The following is a 21,483-nucleotide window of genomic DNA, read 5'->3' on the forward strand; positions in this document are numbered from 1 at the left end:
GTATATCATCATACTTTCACATTCAATGAGCTTGCGTATGCCCCTAACCTTGGGTGTAGAATGATTAGTACATTATATTTGTGATTTACTGCACATTCATTATTTGAGAATTTTCTATGGTAAAATTATTTAGCCCACTAAAATTAGGTCCGATAACACTCAAAAACCGCATTATTATTGCTCCCATGTGTATGTATGCCGCAGAAGAAGGCAAGGTGCAACCTTGGCATCATCAACATTATGGTATGCTCGCGCAATCCGGTGCTGGCTTATTGATTGTTGAAGCGAGCGCTGTATCCCCTGAAGGAAGAATCTCTTACGCCGATTCAGGTATTTATAGCGACGAATGTGAGCAAGCTTGGCGTGAAGTCGTATCTAATGTAGGTCAATACTCTAACATTCCGATGGTGATGCAGATTGGTCATGCAGGTCGTAAAGCGTCAACTGAATTACCTTGGAATGGCGGTGCGCCTATCGCTCCAGCAATAAAGAACGGTTGGCAAACTATTGCTCCGAGTGAACTTGCTTTTTCAGATGAAGCTCCTTTACCAAAAGCAATGACGCAAGACGATATTGGACGATTAATTACTCAGTTTGTGAAAAGTGCTCAACGTGCCCATAAAGCTGGTTTTTCTGGCATAGAACTTCATGCAGCTCATGGCTATTTACTGCACCAATTTTTATCACCGCTTAGTAATCAGCGTTCAGATCAATTTGGCGGCTCATTAGAGAACCGCATGCGCCTACCCCTGACAATATTTGATGCTATAAAGGCTGCGTTACCACATGATTTCATGATTGGTGTACGTATAAGTGCAAGTGATTGGGCTGATAATGGCTGGGATATCGAGCAAAGTATCGTATTTTCTCAAGCTTTAGACGCTCGTGGTTGCCATTATATACACGTATCAAGTGGCGGCTTGACTGCACAGCAGCAAATTAAAGTTGCCCCTAATTATCAAGTCGGTTTTGCCCATGCAATAAGTAATAACGTTTCTATGCCGGTTATTGCTGTAGGCTTAATTACTCAAGCTCAACAAGCTGAAGATATTATCTGCGAAGGTAAAGCTGATGCGATTGCGTTGGCGCGTGGTATTCTTTATAACCCACGTTGGCCTTGGCATGCCGCAGCGGAGCTCGGAGTTACAATACAAGCCGCGCCGCAATACTTGCGCTGCCAGCCACATGAACTTAAGTCATTACTGATACGCGATTGATTACTACCTCTCATAACTAGATAATCTTCTAGTGTGAGAGGCTTTGACTATTCAAGCCAGTTTTTAATACGCTTATTAAGGAAAACCCTCTGAATAAGTATATATCCCAGCATATAACTCTGCCTTTTATAGCTATGATCAAAGAAAGTTTAATAAAAGGAGTTATATGAAATATTATTTTCAAGCGCAATACCACCAGCGCTTAGATTTGTTTGATAATGTGTTTGTCAGTATGGCAACGGGTAATGTTGTTGAGCCATCACTGCCTTTAGAGATCATCATTGAGTCTGAAGATTGTGTGCTTTATGAAAGTGACAATGGCTCTATTATTGATTTTTCTCCGCCAACGTTAGGCTATTATTGGATTACTGGGCAAACCTGCTTACGCACCCGAGACGGATTAGTATTTGAGCCTTGTGATGATAAAGATGCAGTACAATACACTTATATTGACGGGCAGCTTTATGGACAAAAAATAAATACTGACTTGAGCAAAATGCCAACCACACAAACGCGTTACCACTTTAGTAAGCTTAATGGATGCAAAGCCCAGCTAAAGCAAAATGATGACTCAAGCTTTACTCTCGAAATTGATGAAAAAGAATATCCTATTGCGTTACATGAGCTTGAATTTTCATTTTTTGTAAATGAAGAAACAGGATTTACGCAAGACGGCGAACAACTCTATTACTACGACAGACCAGTACCTCAATTAACGTTAGTAGACTTTAGGGTTTTACATTTTAATTATGCAAAAGATGATCATGTTGTTGTCTGTGGTACAGATGTTATTTCACAAGCGGATGCTGCAACGTTTGAAGTGATCACCACGACTTTAGCAAAAGATAAAAATCATGTTTATGAATTTTCAAAGATTATTAAAGGTGCGGATGCTAAATCATTTGTCGTGATTGATGGTAAAGAACAAGATGCATATCAACAATATAGTAAAGACAAGCAAACAGTTTATTATTTTGGTGAAGCCATTATCGGTGCAGACTTGGCATCTTTTCGCATTATTTACGGACGTTATTCGGCTGATAAAAACTGGGTTTATCGCTCAGGGCAACGTATTGCTCTATTTGATGCTGAGAGTTTCTATTATATTTCACAAAGTTTTGTTGGTGATAAAAACGGCATTTATACTGACTTTCTAAATATTACACAAATAGCCCAGTGTGATGATGTATTTGTTGATTACGATAATGATTACTTTGCCGTAAACGATACCCTGTATTGGGCTGATAAAGAACATCCGTTTGACGCTGATTTAGCTTCTTTTTCTTCAATCAATTGTACTTGGGCGAAAGATGAAACCCATATTTATTATAAAGATGAGGTTGTTTATGAAGGGGGTTACGAAACAGCAGAAATTTTTGATGAATTATTATTAAGAGTGGATGATAAAATCATCTCAAACAGAGGCGTTATTGCTGGTGCAAATGCAAAAGAGTGGCATAGGCTGATTTTTCCATTTTATGCCTGTGCTGATCGACTATTTTACCAACAAGAATTACTTGATAAAGGCGACCCAAATACGTTTGAAGCCCTTGATGACAATCGCTTTAAAGATAAAAGTAATGTCTATATTTTTGATAATGATTTTGAAATAGTAGATACCATCTTTGATATTAATACCGAGAATATTGTACTTATAGATGAGTGTTTTTTAAAAACGCCTGATACAGTGTATTTTCAAGAGTTAGCGATACAAGATGCTGATCCTGATACCTTTGAGGTATTAGAGTATGGCTTTTCGCGTGATAAAAAAGCTGTTTTTTGTAATCAAGAAAAACTCCCTGAACTTAATCCTCTTGACGTTACGATTTTAAATCATAATTTTATTCACGACAACAACACGCTTTATTACCAGTCAACCCGTCTTGATATTGAAGTAAGTAATATGAAGATACTTAATGATGACATTGTGAAAGATAACCGCCATGTTTATTATAAAACACATTATTTAAGTGGTGCAGAGGCATCTTCGTATCAACTGAGTACTCGGTTTTTTCAACGAGACAATCAAGGGGTTTATCATAATCAGCACCTTTTACCTTTAAATGCTGATGAAACCGTATTTCTTGATGAAGTCTACGCGATTGATAATCTGCGAGTGTTTTTTATTGATAGTGAAATCATGGATGCGGATGTCTCTTCATTTAAAGTGATAGGTAATAACGTGTCAGTTGATAAAAATAATGTCTACTTTCGCGAAAAAAGAGTGGAACACGCTGATCCCGCTAGCTTTAAAATTATGGGTTATGCGCAGTTTGTTGATGATAATCATCAGTTCACTATTCGTAATGGTCATATCGTTTGTTTATAAAATTGAATTAACACGTTGTAGAGTCTATAAAGGCGTATGTTGCTCCTTGTTAGTCGCTACATCAATTTACACAATATTGACTTTGGGCAACATGGCTAAAAGTTGTTGTGAATGGTATAAACCGAAACAGATAAATAACATGATGTTCATTAACTGAATCATCAAAATAAAGGACTTAAATGAAATTTTTATATTATACCGGCTTATTTTTATCTCTCATGTTTAGCGCAAATAGTTTTGCGCTTGAACAACAATATCAACAGCCTATTGTAGATCTTATAAAAGCATTTAAAAACCACGATAAAGCGGCTATTTCCTCACATATTCGTTATCCGCTTTCGCGCACATATCCAGTGCCTGATATTAATAATGAAGCTGAGTTAGTTGAGCGTTTTGATGACGTGTTTGATAAGACGCTTATTAAACAGATTGTTGATTCAAATATCGATACTGACTGGGATAAAGTAGGTTGGCGCGGCATTATGCTAAATAGCGGTGTCGTTTGGGTAGATACGGATGGGAAAATCATCGGTATCAATTACCAAACAGCTAAAGAACAATTGCTGGCTAAAAATTTAATAGCAGCTGATAAGCAAGCGCTTCACCCAAGTATTAATGCTTTTGTAGAGCCTATTTTAGATTGGCAAACAGCTAAATACCGTATTCGCATTGATGACTTAGGTGATGGAAACTTCCGCTATGCGTCGTGGAGCATTGATAAAAAAACCAGCGATAAGCCAGATATAGTCTTACTAAAAGGTGAGATCGAATTTGAGGGCAGTGGCGGTAATCATAGTTACACATTTAAAAACGGCCGTTACAGCTACGTATTACAAGTTACAGTGATTGGCTGTGATACCTCACCACCAGGTTGGCTTGAAGTATATAAAGATGATAAGCGCATTTTGTCTCAGGATATTATCAACACTGGAAGTTAAAAGTTAATTATCTTAGATGCAAAAAGGGGAGGGTTCTCCCCTAAAATATAGGGCGCTATTTTATTAAATACGCGCTTTAACAAACGCAGCAATTGCGTCGTCTTGGCAATGTGCGAAAAAGCACTCTTGAAAACGTGGTCCGCCAATCGCTTGTTTAATCAGCTCAGGATCAATAGCTTCAAGTGCGCTTAAGTAATCTTTAGCAACATCCACTTTTAGTTGATTTAAAATACCTGCATTTGTTACTTGTGACTCTTTACGTTCTGCTGGATACCCTTGGCCTTTTTCGCCGGTAAATGCTTTTTCAAATATATATTTAATATTTAACTCAGCGCCCCAGCCAAAGCCTTTTGCATAGGGTAAAGCGAGTGCATTACCATTGTTTATTTGTGCAAATAGGTAAGCATCTGATGGATCAATACAATAACCACAGCTCACACCAGGAAACGCATTGCTCGCCATGAGTGCGCCTTGACCTGTGCCACAACCGGTCACTACAAAATCTACCGCTTTAGAGTTGAGCAGTAAGCTTGCGATAATTCCTAGGTGAATATAGGTTAGTCGATGATCGTTATCGCCATCCATACCCACATTAAATACTTGGTGATTTTGTGCATTAGCAACAGTGTTAAGCTGTTCAAGTACAATTGGGTTTTTTGCCGCTTGACTGAATTCGTTCATTAATGCGATTTTCATTTGACTCTACCAATTTTGTTAACGTTTAGTTGATTCTACATACCAATGCTACCGGTGGCAAATGTTGTTATCTATTAAATATTAGTATTTGTGTAAGTTGCTAGAGGTTAGGAAGTACCATAGGAGCTTTGAGTTTAACTTCATTATGAAAGCAGCTATTTGAGTTTAAAAATAAAAAACCGCCTGCTCAGGCGGTTTTGTAGTTACCTAACGTTATTGATTAATGGCCTTTTTCAAACTCATCAACTTCACGCTCAGCTTCTTCTTTCGATTTACCGTATGCTTGTTGAATTTTACCAACCAGTTCTTTACGGCTACCTTCAATTTTATCTAAATCATCGTCAGTAAGATCGCCCCATTTACGTTGCGCTTTACCTTTAAGTTCTTTCCAATTACCTTCGATAAGATCACTGTTCATAATTAGCTCCTTATAATGTCGGTTTGTGAATTTACTTTCAGTTATAAAGAAGCAAGGCTTGTACCAAAATTAAATTATAACTTTATCATTAATAATCAATAGGTTAAATCCCCCTTGTTTAGAGATAAGTTTTTAATAGATTATAAGCTAAAAAATCTACGCAACGGTCTGTAATTATTGCAAACACTCAATAATCACCGATTTTATGAATCTGATTTACTACAGTTTTTTGTTACAATATCGGTAAAGCAATTTAGGATAAATAGCTGTGCTGCCGGTTAAAGACATATATCAACAACTCGTTACTACATTACAAAGTGATCCGATTACCTTGCTACAAGCGCCGCCGGGTGCGGGCAAGTCAACATGGTTACCATTGCAGTTGATGCGCGACGGGCACTTTAAGCACATTGTCATGCTTGAGCCGCGTCGCTTAGCTGCACGTAATATTGCCAACTATTTAGCACAGTGCCAAAACGAAACCGTAGGGCAAAGCGTTGGTTTACGTATCAGGCAGGAAACCAAAGTCAGTGTTAATACCCGCCTTGAAATTGTTACCGAGGGCATGCTCACGCGTATGCTACAAAACGACCCAGAGCTCAGTGGCGTTGACCTACTGATATTTGATGAATTTCATGAGCGCTCTATTGCGGCCGATACCGCATTAGCGTTTGCATTAGAATCTCAAGCTGCACTGCGTGATGATTTAACGATTTTATTGATGTCGGCAACCCTTGATAGCGAACGCTATCAGCAGTTTTTTGATTGTTCAATTATTAGTTCCCACGGGCGTAGCTTTCCCATCGATGAAATTTACATACCTATTAAAGATGAAAGCCGCTGGCTTGACGCTATGGCCAGTATTATCAAACAAGCTTTAGTTGAACAAACAGGCAGTGCGTTAGTTTTTTTGCCCGGTCAATATGAGATCAACCGCGTACAACAAGCGCTGTCAGATTTGCCTGCAAATTGCCATGTAGTTACTCTGTTTGGTGAACAAGATAAAGCATCTCAACAAGCTGCAATTGCCCCTGCAGCAAAAGGTACTCGTAAAGTGGTGCTGACCACCAATGTTGCCGAAACTAGCTTAACCATTGAAGGTATTCGTATTGTGGTTGATAGTGGCAAGCGCCGCACTGCTAGTTTTAATTTAAAAACTGGCGTTACTGAACTCACCACACAAAGTATTTCTCGCTCATCGGCAATTCAACGAGCTGGGCGGGCAGGGCGTATTGAGCCCGGAGTAGTTTATAGGCTTGGTTCAAAACAAACCTTTGAGCGGCGTAATAGCCATGATGCGCCAGAAATTTTAAGTGCTGATATTAGCCAATTATTATTGGAGGCAAAATGCTGGGGCGCGGAGTTAACTGATCTAAGCTTGTTAGATAGTCCAACAGCACAACAAATACAGCAAACAACAAAATTACTACAAATGTTAGAGGCGCTCGATAATAATAATAAATTGACCCCCCTCGGTACACGTATGCTAAGTTTTGGCGCGGATATTCGCCTAGCGCACATGCTAATTAAAGCGCAGCAACTCGAACCTCAGATGCCAGGTATTTATACATTAGCGGCGTATTTAATTGCGTTATTAGAGAGTCGGATAAGCCATGCCGCAGATTTAAGCTTAGCATTACACAGCCAACATGCTCGGCCACATCCGGTATTTAAACAGCAACTGAAATTTTGGTTAAAGCGATTAAAGCTAACTGATGTACGCGAATTACAAACCACTTATTTGGCTTTGCTGGTGGCGTTTGCTTTTCCTGATCGATTAGCTAAAAAGCGTGGCAATGGTTACTTGCTTGCCAATGGCGCAGGTGCTGAGCTAAACAACGAGCATTGGCATAACGAGGACTACCTTGCAATTGCTTCAATGGGAGGCCAAAAAGGCAGTCGTATTTTTGCAGCTGTTGCGTTTACTCCTACAGAGATTGAGGATGAACTGACACATTTATTTAGTGCGCAAACGCGTTGTGAATTTGACGAAAAAACAGGGCGCTTTATTCATCAAGATGAAGTCAAACTAGGGGCAATTACAGTTACTAGTCAACCGAGTAAACATCAGCTTGATAAAAGTGAGCGGGCGAAAGCGTGGTTAGCTTTATTTCAAAAACAAGGCTTTGAATTATTTAATGAACAAAGCGACAGTGAGCAGTTACTTACTCGTATGTGTTTAGCCAGTAATTTAGTGCCGGAGCAATTTCCTGTCGTCACTAAACAAAGCTTAATCGATGACGCACAGCTTTGGTTAGGTGCTTTTCTGGAAGATATAAAAACCCTCGAACAATTGAAAAAGTTTAACTACTTTAATGCCTTGCAAAGTTGTTTTAATTGGCAACAGCAAAATGCATTAAATGATTTATTCCCGCTGAGAGTGTCAGTTCCAAGTGGCTCAAATATTCGTATTGAATATCAACTCGACGGCCCTGCAAAACTCAGTGTTCGTATGCAAGAAGTGTACGGCATGACCAGTACGCCAATATTAGCGCAAGGCAAGTTACCCTTATTAATGGAACTACTCTCACCAGCAAGACGACCTTTACAACTAACACAAGATCTTGCTGGCTTTTGGCAAACCAGCTATCGGGAGGTGCAAAAAGAAATGAAAGGTCGTTATCCAAAACACTTTTGGCCTGATAACCCCGCCACCAGTGTGGCTACGAGTAAAGTTAAAAGTAAGATGTGAATGAGTTAGCAAGGACAAAGTTAGCAAGAGTAAAATTGACTATTAAGCAGTGTTTTATAGTTTAAAAAAAAGGTAAATTAAATACTTATTGACTGCATAAACAAGGAGTTATTTAATGCCACACTTTATTATAGATTGCTCGCAGAGTATCTTGACTCATCATGATGAAGATAACATTAATGAACAAATTCATCACACCGCAAACGCATTGGGTTTGTTTGCTGAGCATGAAATTAAAGTCAGGGTAAACCCGTATAATCGTTATTTAGTGGGTAATAAACAACACGAATTTATTCATGTTTTTGGATATATAATGGAGGGGCGAACGACTGAGCAAAAAGCTGAATTATCAAAAGCGATAGTGACTAAACTTACTCAGATGTTCCCACATATCGACAATATTGCAATGAATGTCAGTGACTTTGAAAAGGCAACATATTGTAATAAAAGCCAGCTTTAAGCAGAACATAGTGAGCGATGCTTCGACAGTGCAGATTGTTTTTTGAAAATCATTTATGGCAAAGTTGAACAGTGATTTTGTGCATGAGGCAAAATAACTTGATAAAAAAAAGGACTCACCATGAAAAATATAATTGTTGTTTTATGTTTATTTATAAGCACATTAACGTGGGCTCAGACGCTAAGGGTTGTTGATGTATCAACAGAAATCGGCCCTGCGACTAGCTGGTTAGAAGTTGTTGATAGTGGTAAATACGCAAACAGTTGGCAGCAGGCTGGGGCGTTTTTTCAAAAAAATGTACCGCAAGCGCTTTGGGTATCTAAGTTAGAGCAAGTTCGTACGCCGCTAAGTGCTGTTACATCTCGCGAAGGTATCAGTCGTCAAGTGTTAACCTCAATACCGCAACTGCCTGACGGTGATTATGTGATTTTAGAGTTTCAAACTGATTTTGAAAATAAAGCACAGTCGATTGAAACCGTGACATTAAAAAAATCTGCTGAGCAATGGCAAGTGATTGGTTATTTTATCCAGTGAATTAACCTATTATTACTACAGCTGTATTTTTTAACGAAATAAAAAATATAAAATAATTATTAAAAATTGGAGTTTACAAAAATAAAATAATGATAATGACATTTATTGTTGCTGATGTTGCATTAATTTACTTTAGTTGTGGATTGTTGTGCTCTACTAGTGAGTAAGTTATCCAAATGAAATCATGGTATAAAATGGTTGCTATAGTGGGTTGGGAAGTAATATCTAATCATAAGTGGGATTGAAATATTTATAATTATAGTATTTGTTTTTTATTTTATTATACATTTTTACTGATTAATTTTTTATCTTTAATATGTTTCCATTTGGGGTTGATATTTTATTTTTTTTGTTCATAATTAACGCGCTTAATCGCGTTGAAATGGAATTTAAAAGATAATTATTAAGGAATGACATGAAAAAGATATTATTAACAATTGCAATGGCGTTTGTTTTGGCCGCATGTAATAGCACCTCACAAGGCCGTGATTTTGATATGGAAGTTGTAAAAGGCTTCAAAAAAGGCGAAACAACTCAAGAGCAAGTCAAAGAAGCGATTGGCGACCCTATGGGCGTTAATGATATAGGTAATGACGAAGTTGTATGGACATACAGCTACAGCGAAGGTCAAGGCGGTGGTGTAGGCTTTATTCCATACGCAGGCCATGTCGGTGGTTCTCAAAATGAGACAAAGAATGTAACAATCCGTTTTAATGCTAAAGGCATTGTATCAGGTTTATCATTCAATGAATCAGCTGGTAGTTCTTCACACCTATAACTCGTTACTATCTATTTCAACGCATTTCTATTACGGCTGCTTAGCAGTCGTAATACCCCTATTATTTATCCTCTCCCTAAATCAATCACTTTTTTATATTAAATGGTCATTAAGTTTTATATTTATTTTAAAGTAAATTATAGGCTGGTTGTTAGTCTAATGACTTTTTATTTAAATAAGTTATTGAGTGTGTTAATTTTATTATGCATTGAAAGTGCCGGTGAACATTAAAATAATTTAATTAAAAAGGTATGGGTCTTAAGTTGTAGAAGATTCGCTACATGCTTACTGAGATTGTCCAGAACAAGCCAGCCTTTTAGATGATATTTTATAAGAGTATTTTATAAAACCATCCGGCGAAGCGTGATTTATTATAAAAAGACTATACATTTTAGTTTGTTGCTGTTTTGATAGAGTGATAATTAAACACAATGCAAGAGAGCATAATGAAATACGTTGCTTTTTTATTGTTAGCTGTTATCGCAACTTTTAACTTACATGCAAAAGACGAAAATAACGAACTAGAAGGACTCGCCCAGCAATATTTTTCCACCATGACGGCAACTCAGGCGCCTAAAGCTAGCAGTAAAGAACTCGAAGCTTTTTTAGCGTTACTCACTGATGATGTTGCTAATCAACACCTACCTTATCAAAGCGATGATTCTCGTTCACCTGACGGTAAGGCCATGATGCGCAAAGGTATGACTTTTTATCTAGGTGCCCACACTGAATATGAAGCAAAGTTACTTGATACTTTCATATTTAATAATACCGCTATTGCGATTCGTTACACGCAACACGCGAAAGGTGTGCACCCGCAAAACAAGCAACTGATTGAATACACCCAAACGTTGATGGATGTTCTAGAAATTGAAAACGGTAAGATTGCGGTGATCCGTAAATACCATGAGTAATTTTTAAATAGCGGTGTGAAGGTTATTTTTAGTTTTTGCTTAAATCAATATCTTAGCGTATTTTTAGAGATTACCTCTGTTAGCTTTAATAGGAATTAAAATGAATAAAGTAATTGGTATTGTGCTGATCTGTATTGGAGCTGCACTGGCTTTTTGGGGTTATGACGTTTATGACTCTGCAAGTGCGCAAATTACGCGAACTTTTAGTGGTGATACACCCATCGAGGCATGGGCTGGAATGGTCGGTGGTGTTGTCTGTATTGTATTAGGTGCACTAAAAGTTAAAAATTAACTTTTAGTAAGCCGTAGGCTGATAAACTTTTATTGATTAGAAAACTGCGATTTTAACCATTTTTTTAATATCAATATAGTGGCTTGTTCACGCTTGCTATGGCTGGTAGCAAAATAAAACTGTTGATGTGGGTTTAATACCGGCTCACCTATTTGCACCAGCATACCCTGTTGAATATCATCTTTTACAAATTGTTTATGGGTGACCAAAACACCTAATTGGCGCATTGCCGCTTGTGTTGCTTGTACTGAAATATTAAAAGTGAGGTTTTTATGTTGTTTCGGTATTGCTAATTGATGGGCGTTACACCATACGTGCCAATCGTTATCGCGGCGTGGGTTTATGGCAAAAATAGCCGGGAAACGAGTAAGTAGCTCTTTGCCAGTTTGGCAATCTGTGGGCAAGGTTTTTATTAATTCAGGACTACATACTAAAATAAGCTCATCATCAGCCAGTTTTTCGCAGTGATATTGCGCCCAATCTTGTTGTTTACCATGCACCAAAGCGACATCCACGCCATGTTGCTCTAAGTTAAACTCTCCGACTAAATTAGATAAACGCACATCTAACTCTGGCGCGTAAGCTTGTAGTTCCGCTACTCGTGGGATCCACCAATGCAATGCCATCGAGTTCACCATATTTAAAGTTAAGTGCGCGCAGAGCTGACTCGCAGAGATCTCAAAACTTGCAGCTATAATCTCATTTAGAGCTGGCTGTACTCGCAGGTAATAGCGTTTACCCGTGCTATTTAGCTCAACGCGTCGGCCGATACGAGTAAATAATTGAGTGTTTAGTTGCGATTCAAGAGACTTAATTGCTTGGCTTATTGCAGAATGACTAATATTTAATTGCTCAGCAGCGAGGACCATACTTCCAGTTTCTGCGACTGCAATAAAACTATGAAGCGATTTTAAAGGAATAGAGTTAGCCATAGTTTCTCTTTGTTAAGTTTTACTTACAGGTTTGTGCATAATTACTCGCTTTTTCATTCTACCTATTTACGCTAATTTAGCGCCTCAGATTAATGTTAAGCTTATCATTCTCAATGTGAAATGTGTTTCTCGTTGAGAAAGGAGTTGTTATGGCTGCTTTATTACGACCCAGTATGTTTATGCTGTTATCCACATTTACTTTAGCGTTGAATAGTTTATTTTCAAAGCTTTTAACTGAGTATTTTAGTGATGCAATATTAGTGATGTTGCGTTTATTACTTCCTGCGTTAGTTATGTTGTTTATTGCTGCATGCAGCCGCTGGGTGATGCCAAATCAAGCAGCTTGGGGGGCATTTATCTTACGTGCCATTTTTATTGCCAGTTGCCAAGGTTGTTTTATGTTGGCCTTAAGTCGCTTAACGTTAATTGAGGCCGTGGTATTATTTAGTACTGGGCCGTTATTTATTCCGCTACTTGAGCGCTATTTTTATAAAACCAAAATCAGTCGAATGGTTTTACCTACCTTAATATTAATGGGCATTGGCGTGGTGATGCAAAACTTAACCGTACAAGGGATAACGTGGCGCTGGGAATTATTAATAGGTTTAGCGGCTGGTTTTTTTATTGGTTGCTCGCAAGTTGCTTTATTTAGAGCCAGTAAAATAAATTTACCTATCTTGGTAATAAACGGGTGCTGTTTTGCAATTGCAGCATTGTTTGTTTTACCTGTGATGGTTATTTTTACCAGCCAAGTTGAGTATCAACAAAGTATAATAATGATAGTCAATTTCGAGCAGGGGATCTTATTGTTATTATTGTTTTTAGGACTTTCAACTGCTGCAACTCAGTTTTTTCGTTCCAAAGCATATAGATTAGTTGATTCAAACTCACAGCTGGCGCCTTTAATTTATACTAACTTAATCTTTGCGGTGTTATTCCAGTTTTTATTTTTTAGTACCGTAATGAGTTTGATGCAAATTCTGGGTACGAGCTTAATTGCATTTGCGACGCTATTAAATACATTTGGCTCATATTATTATCAATGGTTTAAAGCACAACAGCAGATAGTATAAAGGAAGGTAAGAAAGGTGTTCCCCAAGTATGCGGCACTCGGTGTCAGTCCTGAAACCATAAGGTCTCAGGGCGGGAATCTGCGGTTTGCCGTAGGCTTCTCGGTACATGCCGAGCTTGCACAATAGCAGACGAACAGAAACCCTAACATAAAATTTATCGGCTCAGGGACTTAACCAAGCTCCAACACCCTAGGGAACAAATTCAGTATATAAGACATAAGCCAATCCTTACACCCCAAATTCAAAATAATTATACTGTTCGGGTAATTTTCCAGCACTGGTAACTGGCTATTTACTTTTCGGATTGCTTTTTGACCTCAATCATACTTTTCATTGGAGTTGCTATTTATCGAGTGGTAGCATTGACTTAATTAGCCAAGCGAAGATCTCAGCATGAACGAATTACCAGATTACCAACAAGCCCAATTACTATTGGAAAAAAACGAAATATTTGTCACTCCTTCAGAAGCACACGGCGTGATCAGTGGATTATTAGCCTGCGGCTTGAGTATTGAAGCCAAAGAATACTTAGGCTTATTAAGCGATGTGTTTAATGATGGCCAAGCATTTAGCCATGATCTGAAAGAATTTTTTGCCATTATTTATAAGCAAGTTGTAGAAAGTTTTAACAACGAAGAGTTTCAATTTGATTTATTTTTACCAAGTGATGACGAAACCTTAGTAGATCAAGCGAATGGTTTAGTGTCATGGGTCGCTGGATTTATGCTTGGTTTTGGCTTAAAACAAAAAGACTATGGCAAGTTATCAGCTGATGTAAAAGAAGTGATCAGTGATTTTAGTGAAATTACGCGTTTAGATACCATGTTTGATGAAACCGAAGAAGACAGCCAAGCATTGCACGAAGTAATTGAATATGTGCGAGTTTCTGCGCTGTTGTGTTTTGCTGAACTTGGTCAAGAGCAAGCGCCAAAAAGCACTAAAAAAACACTTCACTAAGTTAAAATTAACAGTATAAACAGGGTTTATAATGCCAACAGTTAAAATAGAAAAAGCAGAGTTTAAAGCACGCAGAGATCGTTTACTTGCCATGATGGAACCAAACAGTGTGGCTATCATTCCAGCGGCAAGTGAAGTAACCCGCAGCCGTGATACTGAATATGCGTTTCGCCAAGATAGCGACTTCTTCTACCTAACTGGCTTTAATGAACCCGATGCAGTGTTAGTGCTTTGCCCAAGCAGCGATACACCGAGTACGCTGTTTTGTTTGAACAAAGATAAGCTGGCGGAAATTTGGCATGGTCGTCGTATTGGTTTTGAAAAAGCTAAAAAAGATTATTTATTCGACCAAACATGTGCACTGAGTGAACTAACTGAACAATTATTGAATTTGGTGAACGGCCAGCAGATTTTATTTTATGCACAAGGTACTTATCCACAGTTTGACGATAAAGTGTGGGCGTTATTAAAGACGCTGCGTGGCGCGCCTAAAAAAGGTTATAAAGCGCCACATACGATTAAAGATATTCGTGGTTTAGTGCACGAAATGCGTTTATTTAAATCACCTGCTGAGGTGAATATTATGCGCCAAGCGTGTGAAATAAGTGCCCAAGGACATATTCGTGCTATGCAGTTTGCAAAGCCAGGCGCTACCGAATATCAGCTAGAAGCCGAGCTTCATCATCATTACGCTATGCATGGTGCGCGTCATCCCGCCTATGGCACCATTGTCGGCGGTGGCGATAACGCCAATATATTGCATTACACTGCTAACAGTGATGTGCTGACCGACGGTGATTTAGTGCTGATTGATTCTGGCGCTGAACTGCAAGGTTACGCGGCAGATATTACGCGTACTTTCCCTATTAATGGGCAATTTAGTCAACCTCAAGCTGAGCTTTATAACATTGTTCTAGCGGCGCAAGCAGCAGCGTTTACTGAAGTAAAGCCCGGTGGTAGCTTATCAAAGGCTAATAAATTAGCGATGACAGTGCTCACCCAAGGCTTAGTTGATTTAGGTATTTTGCAAGGTGAGTTACAAGAGTTACTTGATAACCAAGCATGTAAAGCATTTTATATGCACGGCCTTGGTCATTGGCTTGGCCTTGATGTGCATGATGTAGGCGACTATAAAAAAGACGAAAAAGAACGCCCATTTGAAGCTGGTATGGTACTCACTATTGAACCTGGCTTGTATGTTAGCCTAGATGCGCAAGCACCTGAGCAATATAAGGGCATTGGTATTCGTATTGAAGATAACCTGTTAGTGACCGAGCAAGGCCACGAAAATCTTACTTTGAGTGTGCCAAAAAGTATCAGCGAGATTGAAGCGTTAATGCAAAAGCAAGCAATTAACCGCTAGGAGCATAACGTGGCAGAGCAGTTTGATGTTGTTATTATCGGTGGTGGCTTAGCGGGTGCCAGTTGTGCGCTGAGTCTTGCGAAACATGCGCCGCAATTAACGATTGCGGTGGTTGAAGCAAATCAACCAAGCACTGAACACCATCCTAGTTTTGACGACCGAAGTATCGCCTTAGCACAACAATCGGTGCAATTTTTACAGACCATTAATGCCTTTGATATTGATGCCTCATTTGCTGCGGCAATTAAAAAAGTGACCGTGTCGGATCGCGGTCACTTTGGTAAAACGCAGATCGATTGTGCGCAATTTTCGCAGTCAGCTCTAGGTTATGTTGTTGAGGTAAATCCGTTTGGTCGTGCTTTACATCAACAACTTGCAGCTACCCAAGTGGTCATGTATTGCCCTGACAGTGTTGCAGATATTACCTATCAGCATGATTTTGCAAGTATTACTTTGCAGTCTGGTGCTCAACTTAATGGCCAATTAGTGGTGATTGCCGACGGTGCGCAATCGGCTACTCGCCAGCTGGCAAAGATCAATTTTACTCCTGAGCCTTATTCACAAGGGGCGATCATTGCCAATATTGAAGTGGCAGGTGGTCATCATAACCATGCTTTTGAGCGCTTTACTGAGCATGGACCAATGGCATTACTCCCGATGAGTAATAACCGTTACTCGTTAGTATGGTGTATGGATAAAGCCGATATTGACGCGCATATGCAGCTTGACGACAGCGCTTTTGTAAGTGCTTTGCAAACTGCATTTGGTTATCGTGGCGGGCAATTTACTAAAGTCGGCATGCGTGCAAACTATCCACTGGTGTATGGCCGTGCTGAGTCATTAAGTGCTCACCGTACGGTACTAATTGGCAATGCAGGGCATGCGATTCATCCTATTGCAGGGCAGGGCTTTAATTTAGGCCTGCGCGATGTGCAACTTCTATGTGAATTAGTAAAGAGCGAATTGGCAATTGGCAGTTACCTATTTACCCGTGAATATGCCAAACAACGTAACCAAGATATAACCACTGTAATGACGTTAACAGATTCTTTAGTGCGGTTATTTTCAAACTCATCACGAATACTCGCATTTGGTCGCAGCTGTGGTCTATTCGCCATGGATTTGTGTTCTTCTTTAAAAACACCTTTAGCTAAGCAATTAATGGGTCAGGTTAAACAAGGTAAACGACTATGAAACAGACACAAGTATGTGTTGTGGGGGGCGGCTGTGTTGGCTTAACCCTCGCGCTGGGGCTTGTTAAAGCCAATATCAGTGTAGTAGTAATTGATGCGGCAGCAAAACAAGTATTGCCAGGCGATGAATACGCTTTGCGCGTAAGTGCACTGAGCCTTGCCAGCCAACACTTGTTTGAATCTTTGCAAGTGTGGCCTGAGATCATTGCTCAAAGAGCACGCGCCTATACCCATATGGATGTGCGCGACCAAGATAGCTTTGGCAAAATTGCTTTTAACAGCGATGAACTGGACCTTCCTCATTTAGGTCATATTGTTGAAAACGACATCATTCGTTATGCACTGATCAATGAATTAGAACAATACAGCCAAGCAACGCTTATGTTTGATACACGCTATCAACAAATACACCAAAGTGACAATGACGTCTTTATAACCTTAGACTCTGGTGAGCCAGTTATAGCCAAGTTATTAGTGGCAGCCGATGGCGCAAATTCAGCGATTCGGAAACAGTTTAATTTGCCCATTACGTTTAAAGATTATGATCATAACGCCATCGTTGCGACGGTAAGAACCACTGAGCCACATAATAATACTGCGCGCCAAGTATTTTTACCTACTGGACCACTGGCGTTTTTACCGCTGCCAGATGCCAATACGCACTCAATTGTATGGTCAACCAGTCCTGCGCATTGCCAAACGTTACTAGCCATGGATGATAGCGATTTTAATAAAGCAGTTATGGCAGCCCTTGATGGCCAATGCGGTTTATGTGAGGTACAAAGTGCGCGCACAGCGTTCCCTTTGAAAATGCGTTACGCGCAGCAATGGGTGACAGGTAAAGTGGTATTAATGGGCGATGCCGCACATACCATTCATCCGTTAGCAGGACTTGGTATGAACTTAGGCCTTAAAGATGCCGCTTACCTTATTGAGCTTTTAACTGCTGACAATAAAGAGTTTGCCAGTAATCGACTATTGCGTGATTACGAGCGTACCCGCAAGCTTGATGCACAAAAGCATATTGCCATGATGCAAGGCTTAAAAGAATTATTTGCAGGCGCTAACCCACTTAAAAAACTGGTACGTGGTGTGGGTTTAAGCTTGGTTGATAACTTAGGCCCAATTAAGCACCTGTTTGCCAAGCAAGCGATAGGGAAGTAGCAGAGTTAGTGAGATAGATGTTAGGCTAGCTAAGTGATGAGTAGTGTGATTTTATACCGCGCTTTTTTATGCCTTAAATTTGATAAAATAATCCAGATAAGCTCGGTGTCTACCTGTTAGCTGGGTTTTAGCCCAAAGGTGCTGAGGTTTGCGATTTTATATCAGTTCAATTTACGCACTACTTTCGTGATAAATCACGATCTACAAAAAAGCAGTACTTTGACTTAACAAGCACTGCTTTTATAATTTTTAGCCTTTACCTTTAGCGTTTACTTAAAACGCGTAGCTGTAACCCATTTGGATTGTGCGTGGTTTACCTGGTTGAATACCACCGTTTGCGCGGTTAGCGATGTAAGTGTTATCAAACAAGTTATCAACCGTTAGATATACTTTTTGCTTGTCATCAATTAAATATTTAGCGGCTAAATCCCACACAACACGGCTGTCGATTGCATTCAAGCCGTCAGCACTTAAATCAGCATGTGCGTCAGATACATAACGCACTTGCGTATCAAATGCAAAGCTTGAAAGCACGGCACCAAATGAAAGAGCGATTTGATTCTCTGGAACGTAAGGCATTGCATCGCCTTTATTTACTTGGCCCCAGATATCTGATGCAAAATCATTTTTAAACTGTGAATCCGTATAAGTGTAAGTTAAGCGTACAGGGAATGTTGCGCTATTAGTTTCGAAAATACGACCTGCAGAGAACTCAAAGCCCGATACTTCTACTTCGCCGTAGTTGTATTGGTCGCCAATGTTTTCATCACTACAGCCTACAGATGCAGTACAATTTCCATGCATATTGCTGTAATCAGAGAAGAATGCAATGATTTCACCATTAAAACCAGCAACGTTATAACGGCCACCAAACTCAATGTTTACGCTTTCCTCTTCTTCTTGGTCTGCATTACCTGGTGCAGCAGGAGCGTAACCTTGCTGAATACCTGCAAGTAGCGTTAGGCTGTCGCTTACGGTGTAAGTTGCCCCCAGTGATGGCACTAAGATTTGTGTATCGTTTGAAACGTCTTTAGTTAAGCCATTTTCACGTTTAGGATCAGACTTTGACCACTCTACGCGGGTAATTGTGATGTCTTCATAACGAAGGCCTGCATTAATCACTAATGCATCGATTGACCACTGGTCTTGAATGAATAACGTTGTTGCTTTTGCACTATCTACACGATTGCTGTCAGAACCCGGAACGCCCTGAGACGTTAAGGTCATACTTAAATCTTGATTAAGTGTGTATTTGTCTTCCCACTGAAAACGATCCATTTCGTCTTCGTGGTAGCGCACGCCAACAGTCACATAGTGATCGCCCGCAGGAATGTGCAACTCTGATTGCACACCTTTGGCTTGGTAGTCGCGGTTATTTGCTTTAATACCAATGCCTTCAATACCTTCAGCTGTTGGTGCCGCTTCAAATTCACTGTACTGTGCTAAATAGCTTTCACTTACTTTGCTCGCTTTGTACCAATTACGATGAAAATCATTGAGGTAAGCTGTCGCTAATAACTCATAATCATCACCAAAACGATAAGCATAGTTTAATTGGTATGCATTATGTTGCGTGTTCATTTGGTCTTTTTGTGATGCGGCATAACGACGGTTTGGTGACGCTTTATAATCTTCTTCTGTTAAACCCATGTAAGTTTCATCAGATTGTTCATCAGAGTACTTAATTTTCATCTCTAGGTTATGCGCGTTGTTTTCACCAAACTTATAACCAAATTTAAGTAAAAAATCTGTTTTTTCAAAGCCTGTGTTGTCGCTACCTACAGGTAATTCTTTAAAGCCATCTGCACCATAGCTGAAAACTTCAATAAGGCCAGCTGCGTTGTTTTTTTCTTTACCGAAGTAAGCATGGCCCTTATAAAAACCATCGCTACCGAGTTCGGCGTTTACTAAACCCGTTGAACCTTCGGTCGGTAAGCTGCGCGAAAGTAAGTTTAAAACACCACCGGTTGTACGCGGACCATACTTAACAGAGGCTGCGCCTTTTAATACTTCAATCGACTCCATACGGCCCATAGTAGGGAAGTAGTAAGCCGATGGCGCTGAGTAAGGTGCGGGTGCTACGAGAACACCATCTTCCATTACTGATATTTTATCGTTACGGCCAGTACCTGTGCCACGCATACCAATGTTAGGGCGCAGGCCATAACCATCTTCTTCTTGCACATAAACACCTGGTACAGATGCTAAAACACGAGAAATATCGGTAAATTCGAATTTTTGTAATTGTTCGTCTGAGATAAATGTAGCAGAGCCCGGAATATCGTTAATAGCAGCTTGCGAGCCAATAACGGTAATTTGCTCAAAGTTCTTTTTTTTATTTGTTGCATCATTTGCAACGGCATTAGCGCTTAATGATAAAGCAATAGCCATCGAAAGTGTTGAAACAATAAGCTTAGGAGGCATTATAGATCCTGTATGTGTCTAATTTTAACTGGCGCAATTTAAACATGTAAAATAATACGAATCAATCCTATTTGTAACAATTCCGATCGTTAAGTAAGTTTTTGAATATAAATATGAAAACATATTGTTGTTAATATTGTATTACTATATTCGTTGCGATAATCTAAATTATCAAAAGGTAACTAAAGGCGGCTTTTTGTTAGCTATTAAGTCAAGCGTAATGCAATAAACTCGGCAAGTTTATCTACCGCATGCTCGGCTTGTTCTGCATGCTTTGTTAAGCTAATACCTATTTTACCTAGGCTCGGTAAAATAGCGGTGTTTAACTCATAGTTAAGTTCATTAGGCACTGTGCTTCTAGCCAAAACGGTGATCCCTAATCCTTCTTTTAAAGCCGCAGTAAGGCCTGTTAAATCAGCGTTACTATAACTTATGCGGTACTTAATACCTGCAAGTTGCAATGCCTCGATGGCGCGGCGTCGATAAATACAACCTTCCGGTGCAGTCACAAGCGTAACAACGTCATTTTGTGCTATTGATAAATCACCAACCCAGACCAGTTGGTCTTGCATAAAAACAGGGAACTTTTCAGAGTTTAAATCTTCATTTAACGCCAGTACTAAATCAAACTGGTCTTCTCGTGAAACCGACAATAAATGCTTACTTAAACGCGATTTAACCTCTAACGATACTTCAGGGTAAAGTGCCACAAAGTCACCGATAATAGCGGGTAAGATCCGAGCGGCAAATTCGCTGGGTATTCCCAACCTCACCTTACCGGTCACATTCTCTTTAGTAAATAATTGCAAAATGGTGTCGTTTTGCAGCAGCATTTGCTTTGCCATCGGCAGCAGCAGTTCACCGTATTGATTGAGTACTTGGCGCTGGCCTTGTTTTTTAAATAGCTTATGCCCGAGCATTTCTTCTAACCGCTTTATTTGTAAACTTACAGCGGGTTGCGATAAGCCAAGTAAATCACCTGCTTTAGCAAAACCTGCTACTTCAACCACAGTAACTAACGTGCGTAAGCTGTCTGTTGAGATATTTTTCATATTAAAAATTACAATTTATGGGGGTATATTGATAAGTATTATTTATCAATTGATTAA

The 21,483-nt window shown here is 39.5% G+C and carries 19 protein-coding genes and 1 other RNA gene; 14 read left to right on the forward strand and 6 right to left on the reverse strand.

Annotated features, from left to right (window positions below):
- Positions 1 to 116: 116 nt before the first annotated feature.
- The 3 genes from H5187_RS10530 to H5187_RS10540 all read left to right on the forward strand — a co-directional run bounded on the left by H5187_RS10530 (position 117) and on the right by H5187_RS10540 (position 4,484).
- The gene (locus H5187_RS10530; protein WP_182797840.1) at positions 117 to 1,217 is read left to right on the forward strand and encodes an NADH:flavin oxidoreductase/NADH oxidase; all 1,101 of its coding nucleotides are present in this window, start codon (positions 117 to 119) and stop codon (positions 1,215 to 1,217) included.
- A 166-nt stretch (positions 1,218 to 1,383) separates the two neighbouring features.
- The gene (locus tag H5187_RS10535; RefSeq protein WP_182762179.1) at positions 1,384 to 3,546 is read left to right on the forward strand and encodes a DKNYY domain-containing protein; all 2,163 of its coding nucleotides are present in this window, start codon (positions 1,384 to 1,386) and stop codon (positions 3,544 to 3,546) included.
- Positions 3,547 to 3,725: 179 nt separating this feature from the next.
- The gene (locus H5187_RS10540; RefSeq protein ID WP_182762180.1) at positions 3,726 to 4,484 is read left to right on the forward strand and encodes a hypothetical protein; all 759 of its coding nucleotides are present in this window, start codon (positions 3,726 to 3,728) and stop codon (positions 4,482 to 4,484) included.
- Between the two features lie 63 nt (positions 4,485 to 4,547).
- Here H5187_RS10540 and H5187_RS10545 read toward each other — a convergent pair whose 3' ends face one another.
- Complete coding sequence (locus tag H5187_RS10545; protein ID WP_182740790.1) at positions 4,548 to 5,180, reverse strand: RpiB/LacA/LacB family sugar-phosphate isomerase; 633 nt, start codon at positions 5,178 to 5,180, stop codon at positions 4,548 to 4,550.
- A gap of 220 nt (positions 5,181 to 5,400) precedes the next feature.
- The gene (locus H5187_RS10550) at positions 5,401 to 5,598 is read right to left on the reverse strand and encodes a CsbD family protein (RefSeq protein ID WP_149983230.1); all 198 of its coding nucleotides are present in this window, start codon (positions 5,596 to 5,598) and stop codon (positions 5,401 to 5,403) included.
- Between the two features lie 268 nt (positions 5,599 to 5,866).
- On the opposite strand from H5187_RS10550, the gene hrpB reads away from it, so the two are divergent.
- From hrpB to H5187_RS10580, 6 genes are all read left to right on the forward strand, one after another.
- Positions 5,867 to 8,290, forward strand: coding sequence for an ATP-dependent helicase HrpB (gene hrpB, locus H5187_RS10555; protein ID WP_182762181.1), 2,424 nt, complete (start codon positions 5,867 to 5,869; stop codon positions 8,288 to 8,290).
- A gap of 115 nt (positions 8,291 to 8,405) precedes the next feature.
- Positions 8,406 to 8,750, forward strand: coding sequence for a 5-carboxymethyl-2-hydroxymuconate Delta-isomerase (locus H5187_RS10560; RefSeq protein ID WP_182762182.1), 345 nt, complete (start codon positions 8,406 to 8,408; stop codon positions 8,748 to 8,750).
- A gap of 120 nt (positions 8,751 to 8,870) precedes the next feature.
- On the forward strand, positions 8,871 to 9,284 hold the full coding sequence (locus H5187_RS10565) for a DUF4019 domain-containing protein (protein WP_182797841.1): 414 nt from the start codon (positions 8,871 to 8,873) through the stop codon (positions 9,282 to 9,284).
- A 415-nt stretch (positions 9,285 to 9,699) separates the two neighbouring features.
- Entirely contained in the window at positions 9,700 to 10,062 is a 363-nt protein-coding gene (gene bamE / locus H5187_RS10570) for an outer membrane protein assembly factor BamE (RefSeq protein ID WP_145241390.1), read from the forward strand.
- 446 nt (positions 10,063 to 10,508) lie between these two features.
- On the forward strand, positions 10,509 to 10,976 hold the full coding sequence (locus H5187_RS10575) for a nuclear transport factor 2 family protein (RefSeq protein ID WP_182797842.1): 468 nt from the start codon (positions 10,509 to 10,511) through the stop codon (positions 10,974 to 10,976).
- A gap of 100 nt (positions 10,977 to 11,076) precedes the next feature.
- Positions 11,077 to 11,268, forward strand: a complete 192-nt coding sequence (locus H5187_RS10580) for a DUF3185 family protein (RefSeq protein WP_149983225.1) — start codon at positions 11,077 to 11,079, stop codon at positions 11,266 to 11,268.
- A 29-nt stretch (positions 11,269 to 11,297) separates the two neighbouring features.
- Here the strand turns inward: H5187_RS10580 and H5187_RS10585 are convergent, their stop codons facing one another.
- Positions 11,298 to 12,200, reverse strand: coding sequence for a LysR family transcriptional regulator (locus tag H5187_RS10585; RefSeq protein ID WP_145241900.1), 903 nt, complete (start codon positions 12,198 to 12,200; stop codon positions 11,298 to 11,300).
- 149 nt (positions 12,201 to 12,349) lie between these two features.
- Between H5187_RS10585 and H5187_RS10590 the strand changes: the two genes are divergently transcribed.
- Positions 12,350 to 13,273: a DMT family transporter gene (locus H5187_RS10590; protein ID WP_182797843.1), complete on the forward strand. Its 924-nt coding sequence runs from the start codon at positions 12,350 to 12,352 to the stop codon at positions 13,271 to 13,273.
- Between the two features lie 15 nt (positions 13,274 to 13,288).
- On the opposite strand, the gene ssrS is transcribed toward H5187_RS10590, so the two are convergent.
- Positions 13,289 to 13,472, reverse strand: a non-coding RNA gene (gene ssrS / locus H5187_RS10595) — 6S RNA.
- A 194-nt stretch (positions 13,473 to 13,666) separates the two neighbouring features.
- On the opposite strand from ssrS, the gene H5187_RS10600 reads away from it, so the two are divergent.
- Genes H5187_RS10600 through H5187_RS10615 form a run of 4 tightly spaced genes read left to right on the forward strand, consistent with a single transcriptional unit; the run spans position 13,667 to position 17,950 of the window.
- Positions 13,667 to 14,230: a UPF0149 family protein gene (locus H5187_RS10600; RefSeq protein ID WP_145241895.1), complete on the forward strand. Its 564-nt coding sequence runs from the start codon at positions 13,667 to 13,669 to the stop codon at positions 14,228 to 14,230.
- A 31-nt stretch (positions 14,231 to 14,261) separates the two neighbouring features.
- Positions 14,262 to 15,593: a Xaa-Pro aminopeptidase gene (gene pepP / locus H5187_RS10605; protein WP_182719171.1), complete on the forward strand. Its 1,332-nt coding sequence runs from the start codon at positions 14,262 to 14,264 to the stop codon at positions 15,591 to 15,593.
- 9 nt (positions 15,594 to 15,602) lie between these two features.
- Positions 15,603 to 16,787, forward strand: coding sequence for a 2-octaprenyl-6-methoxyphenyl hydroxylase (gene ubiH, locus H5187_RS10610; protein ID WP_149983223.1), 1,185 nt, complete (start codon positions 15,603 to 15,605; stop codon positions 16,785 to 16,787).
- Positions 16,784 to 17,950, forward strand: a complete 1,167-nt coding sequence (locus H5187_RS10615; protein ID WP_182719172.1) for an FAD-dependent monooxygenase — start codon at positions 16,784 to 16,786, stop codon at positions 17,948 to 17,950. The genes ubiH and H5187_RS10615 overlap by 4 nt, the downstream gene beginning before the upstream one ends.
- Before the next feature lie 273 nt (positions 17,951 to 18,223).
- Here H5187_RS10615 and H5187_RS10620 read toward each other — a convergent pair whose 3' ends face one another.
- Both H5187_RS10620 and H5187_RS10625 read right to left on the reverse strand, forming a co-directional pair.
- Entirely contained in the window at positions 18,224 to 20,374 is a 2,151-nt protein-coding gene (locus H5187_RS10620) for a TonB-dependent receptor domain-containing protein (RefSeq protein WP_182797844.1), read from the reverse strand.
- 206 nt (positions 20,375 to 20,580) lie between these two features.
- A complete protein-coding gene (locus H5187_RS10625; protein ID WP_145241866.1) occupies positions 20,581 to 21,426 on the reverse strand; it encodes a LysR family transcriptional regulator in 846 nt (281 codons plus the stop codon).
- Positions 21,427 to 21,483: the final 57 nt, after the last annotated feature.

This window comes from Pseudoalteromonas sp. SG44-1, assembly GCF_014164315.1.
Taxonomy (GTDB): Bacteria; Pseudomonadota; Gammaproteobacteria; order Enterobacterales; family Alteromonadaceae; genus Pseudoalteromonas; species Pseudoalteromonas rhizosphaerae.

Excerpts from the sequence above, each read along its gene's own strand:
- H5187_RS10540 (WP_182762180.1), top strand. The coding sequence starts at position 3,726 with ATGAAATTTTTATATTATACCGGCTTATTTTTATCTCTCATGTTTAGC.
- H5187_RS10620 (WP_182797844.1), bottom strand. The coding sequence starts at position 20,374 with ATGCCTCCTAAGCTTATTGTTTCAACACTTTCGATGGCTATTGCTTTA.
- bamE (WP_145241390.1), top strand. The coding sequence starts at position 9,700 with ATGAAAAAGATATTATTAACAATTGCAATGGCGTTTGTTTTGGCCGCA.
- H5187_RS10590 (WP_182797843.1), top strand. The coding sequence starts at position 12,350 with ATGGCTGCTTTATTACGACCCAGTATGTTTATGCTGTTATCCACATTT.
- H5187_RS10600 (WP_145241895.1), top strand. The coding sequence starts at position 13,667 with ATGAACGAATTACCAGATTACCAACAAGCCCAATTACTATTGGAAAAA.
- H5187_RS10545 (WP_182740790.1), bottom strand. The coding sequence starts at position 5,180 with ATGAAAATCGCATTAATGAACGAATTCAGTCAAGCGGCAAAAAACCCA.
- H5187_RS10615 (WP_182719172.1), top strand. The coding sequence starts at position 16,784 with ATGAAACAGACACAAGTATGTGTTGTGGGGGGCGGCTGTGTTGGCTTA.
- H5187_RS10625 (WP_145241866.1), bottom strand. The coding sequence starts at position 21,426 with ATGAAAAATATCTCAACAGACAGCTTACGCACGTTAGTTACTGTGGTT.
- H5187_RS10565 (WP_182797841.1), top strand. The coding sequence starts at position 8,871 with ATGAAAAATATAATTGTTGTTTTATGTTTATTTATAAGCACATTAACG.
- H5187_RS10560 (WP_182762182.1), top strand. The coding sequence starts at position 8,406 with ATGCCACACTTTATTATAGATTGCTCGCAGAGTATCTTGACTCATCAT.
- pepP (WP_182719171.1), top strand. The coding sequence starts at position 14,262 with ATGCCAACAGTTAAAATAGAAAAAGCAGAGTTTAAAGCACGCAGAGAT.
- H5187_RS10580 (WP_149983225.1), top strand. The coding sequence starts at position 11,077 with ATGAATAAAGTAATTGGTATTGTGCTGATCTGTATTGGAGCTGCACTG.
- H5187_RS10535 (WP_182762179.1), top strand. The coding sequence starts at position 1,384 with ATGAAATATTATTTTCAAGCGCAATACCACCAGCGCTTAGATTTGTTT.
- H5187_RS10575 (WP_182797842.1), top strand. The coding sequence starts at position 10,509 with ATGAAATACGTTGCTTTTTTATTGTTAGCTGTTATCGCAACTTTTAAC.
- H5187_RS10530 (WP_182797840.1), top strand. The coding sequence starts at position 117 with ATGGTAAAATTATTTAGCCCACTAAAATTAGGTCCGATAACACTCAAA.
- H5187_RS10585 (WP_145241900.1), bottom strand. The coding sequence starts at position 12,200 with ATGGCTAACTCTATTCCTTTAAAATCGCTTCATAGTTTTATTGCAGTC.
- H5187_RS10550 (WP_149983230.1), bottom strand. The coding sequence starts at position 5,598 with ATGAACAGTGATCTTATCGAAGGTAATTGGAAAGAACTTAAAGGTAAA.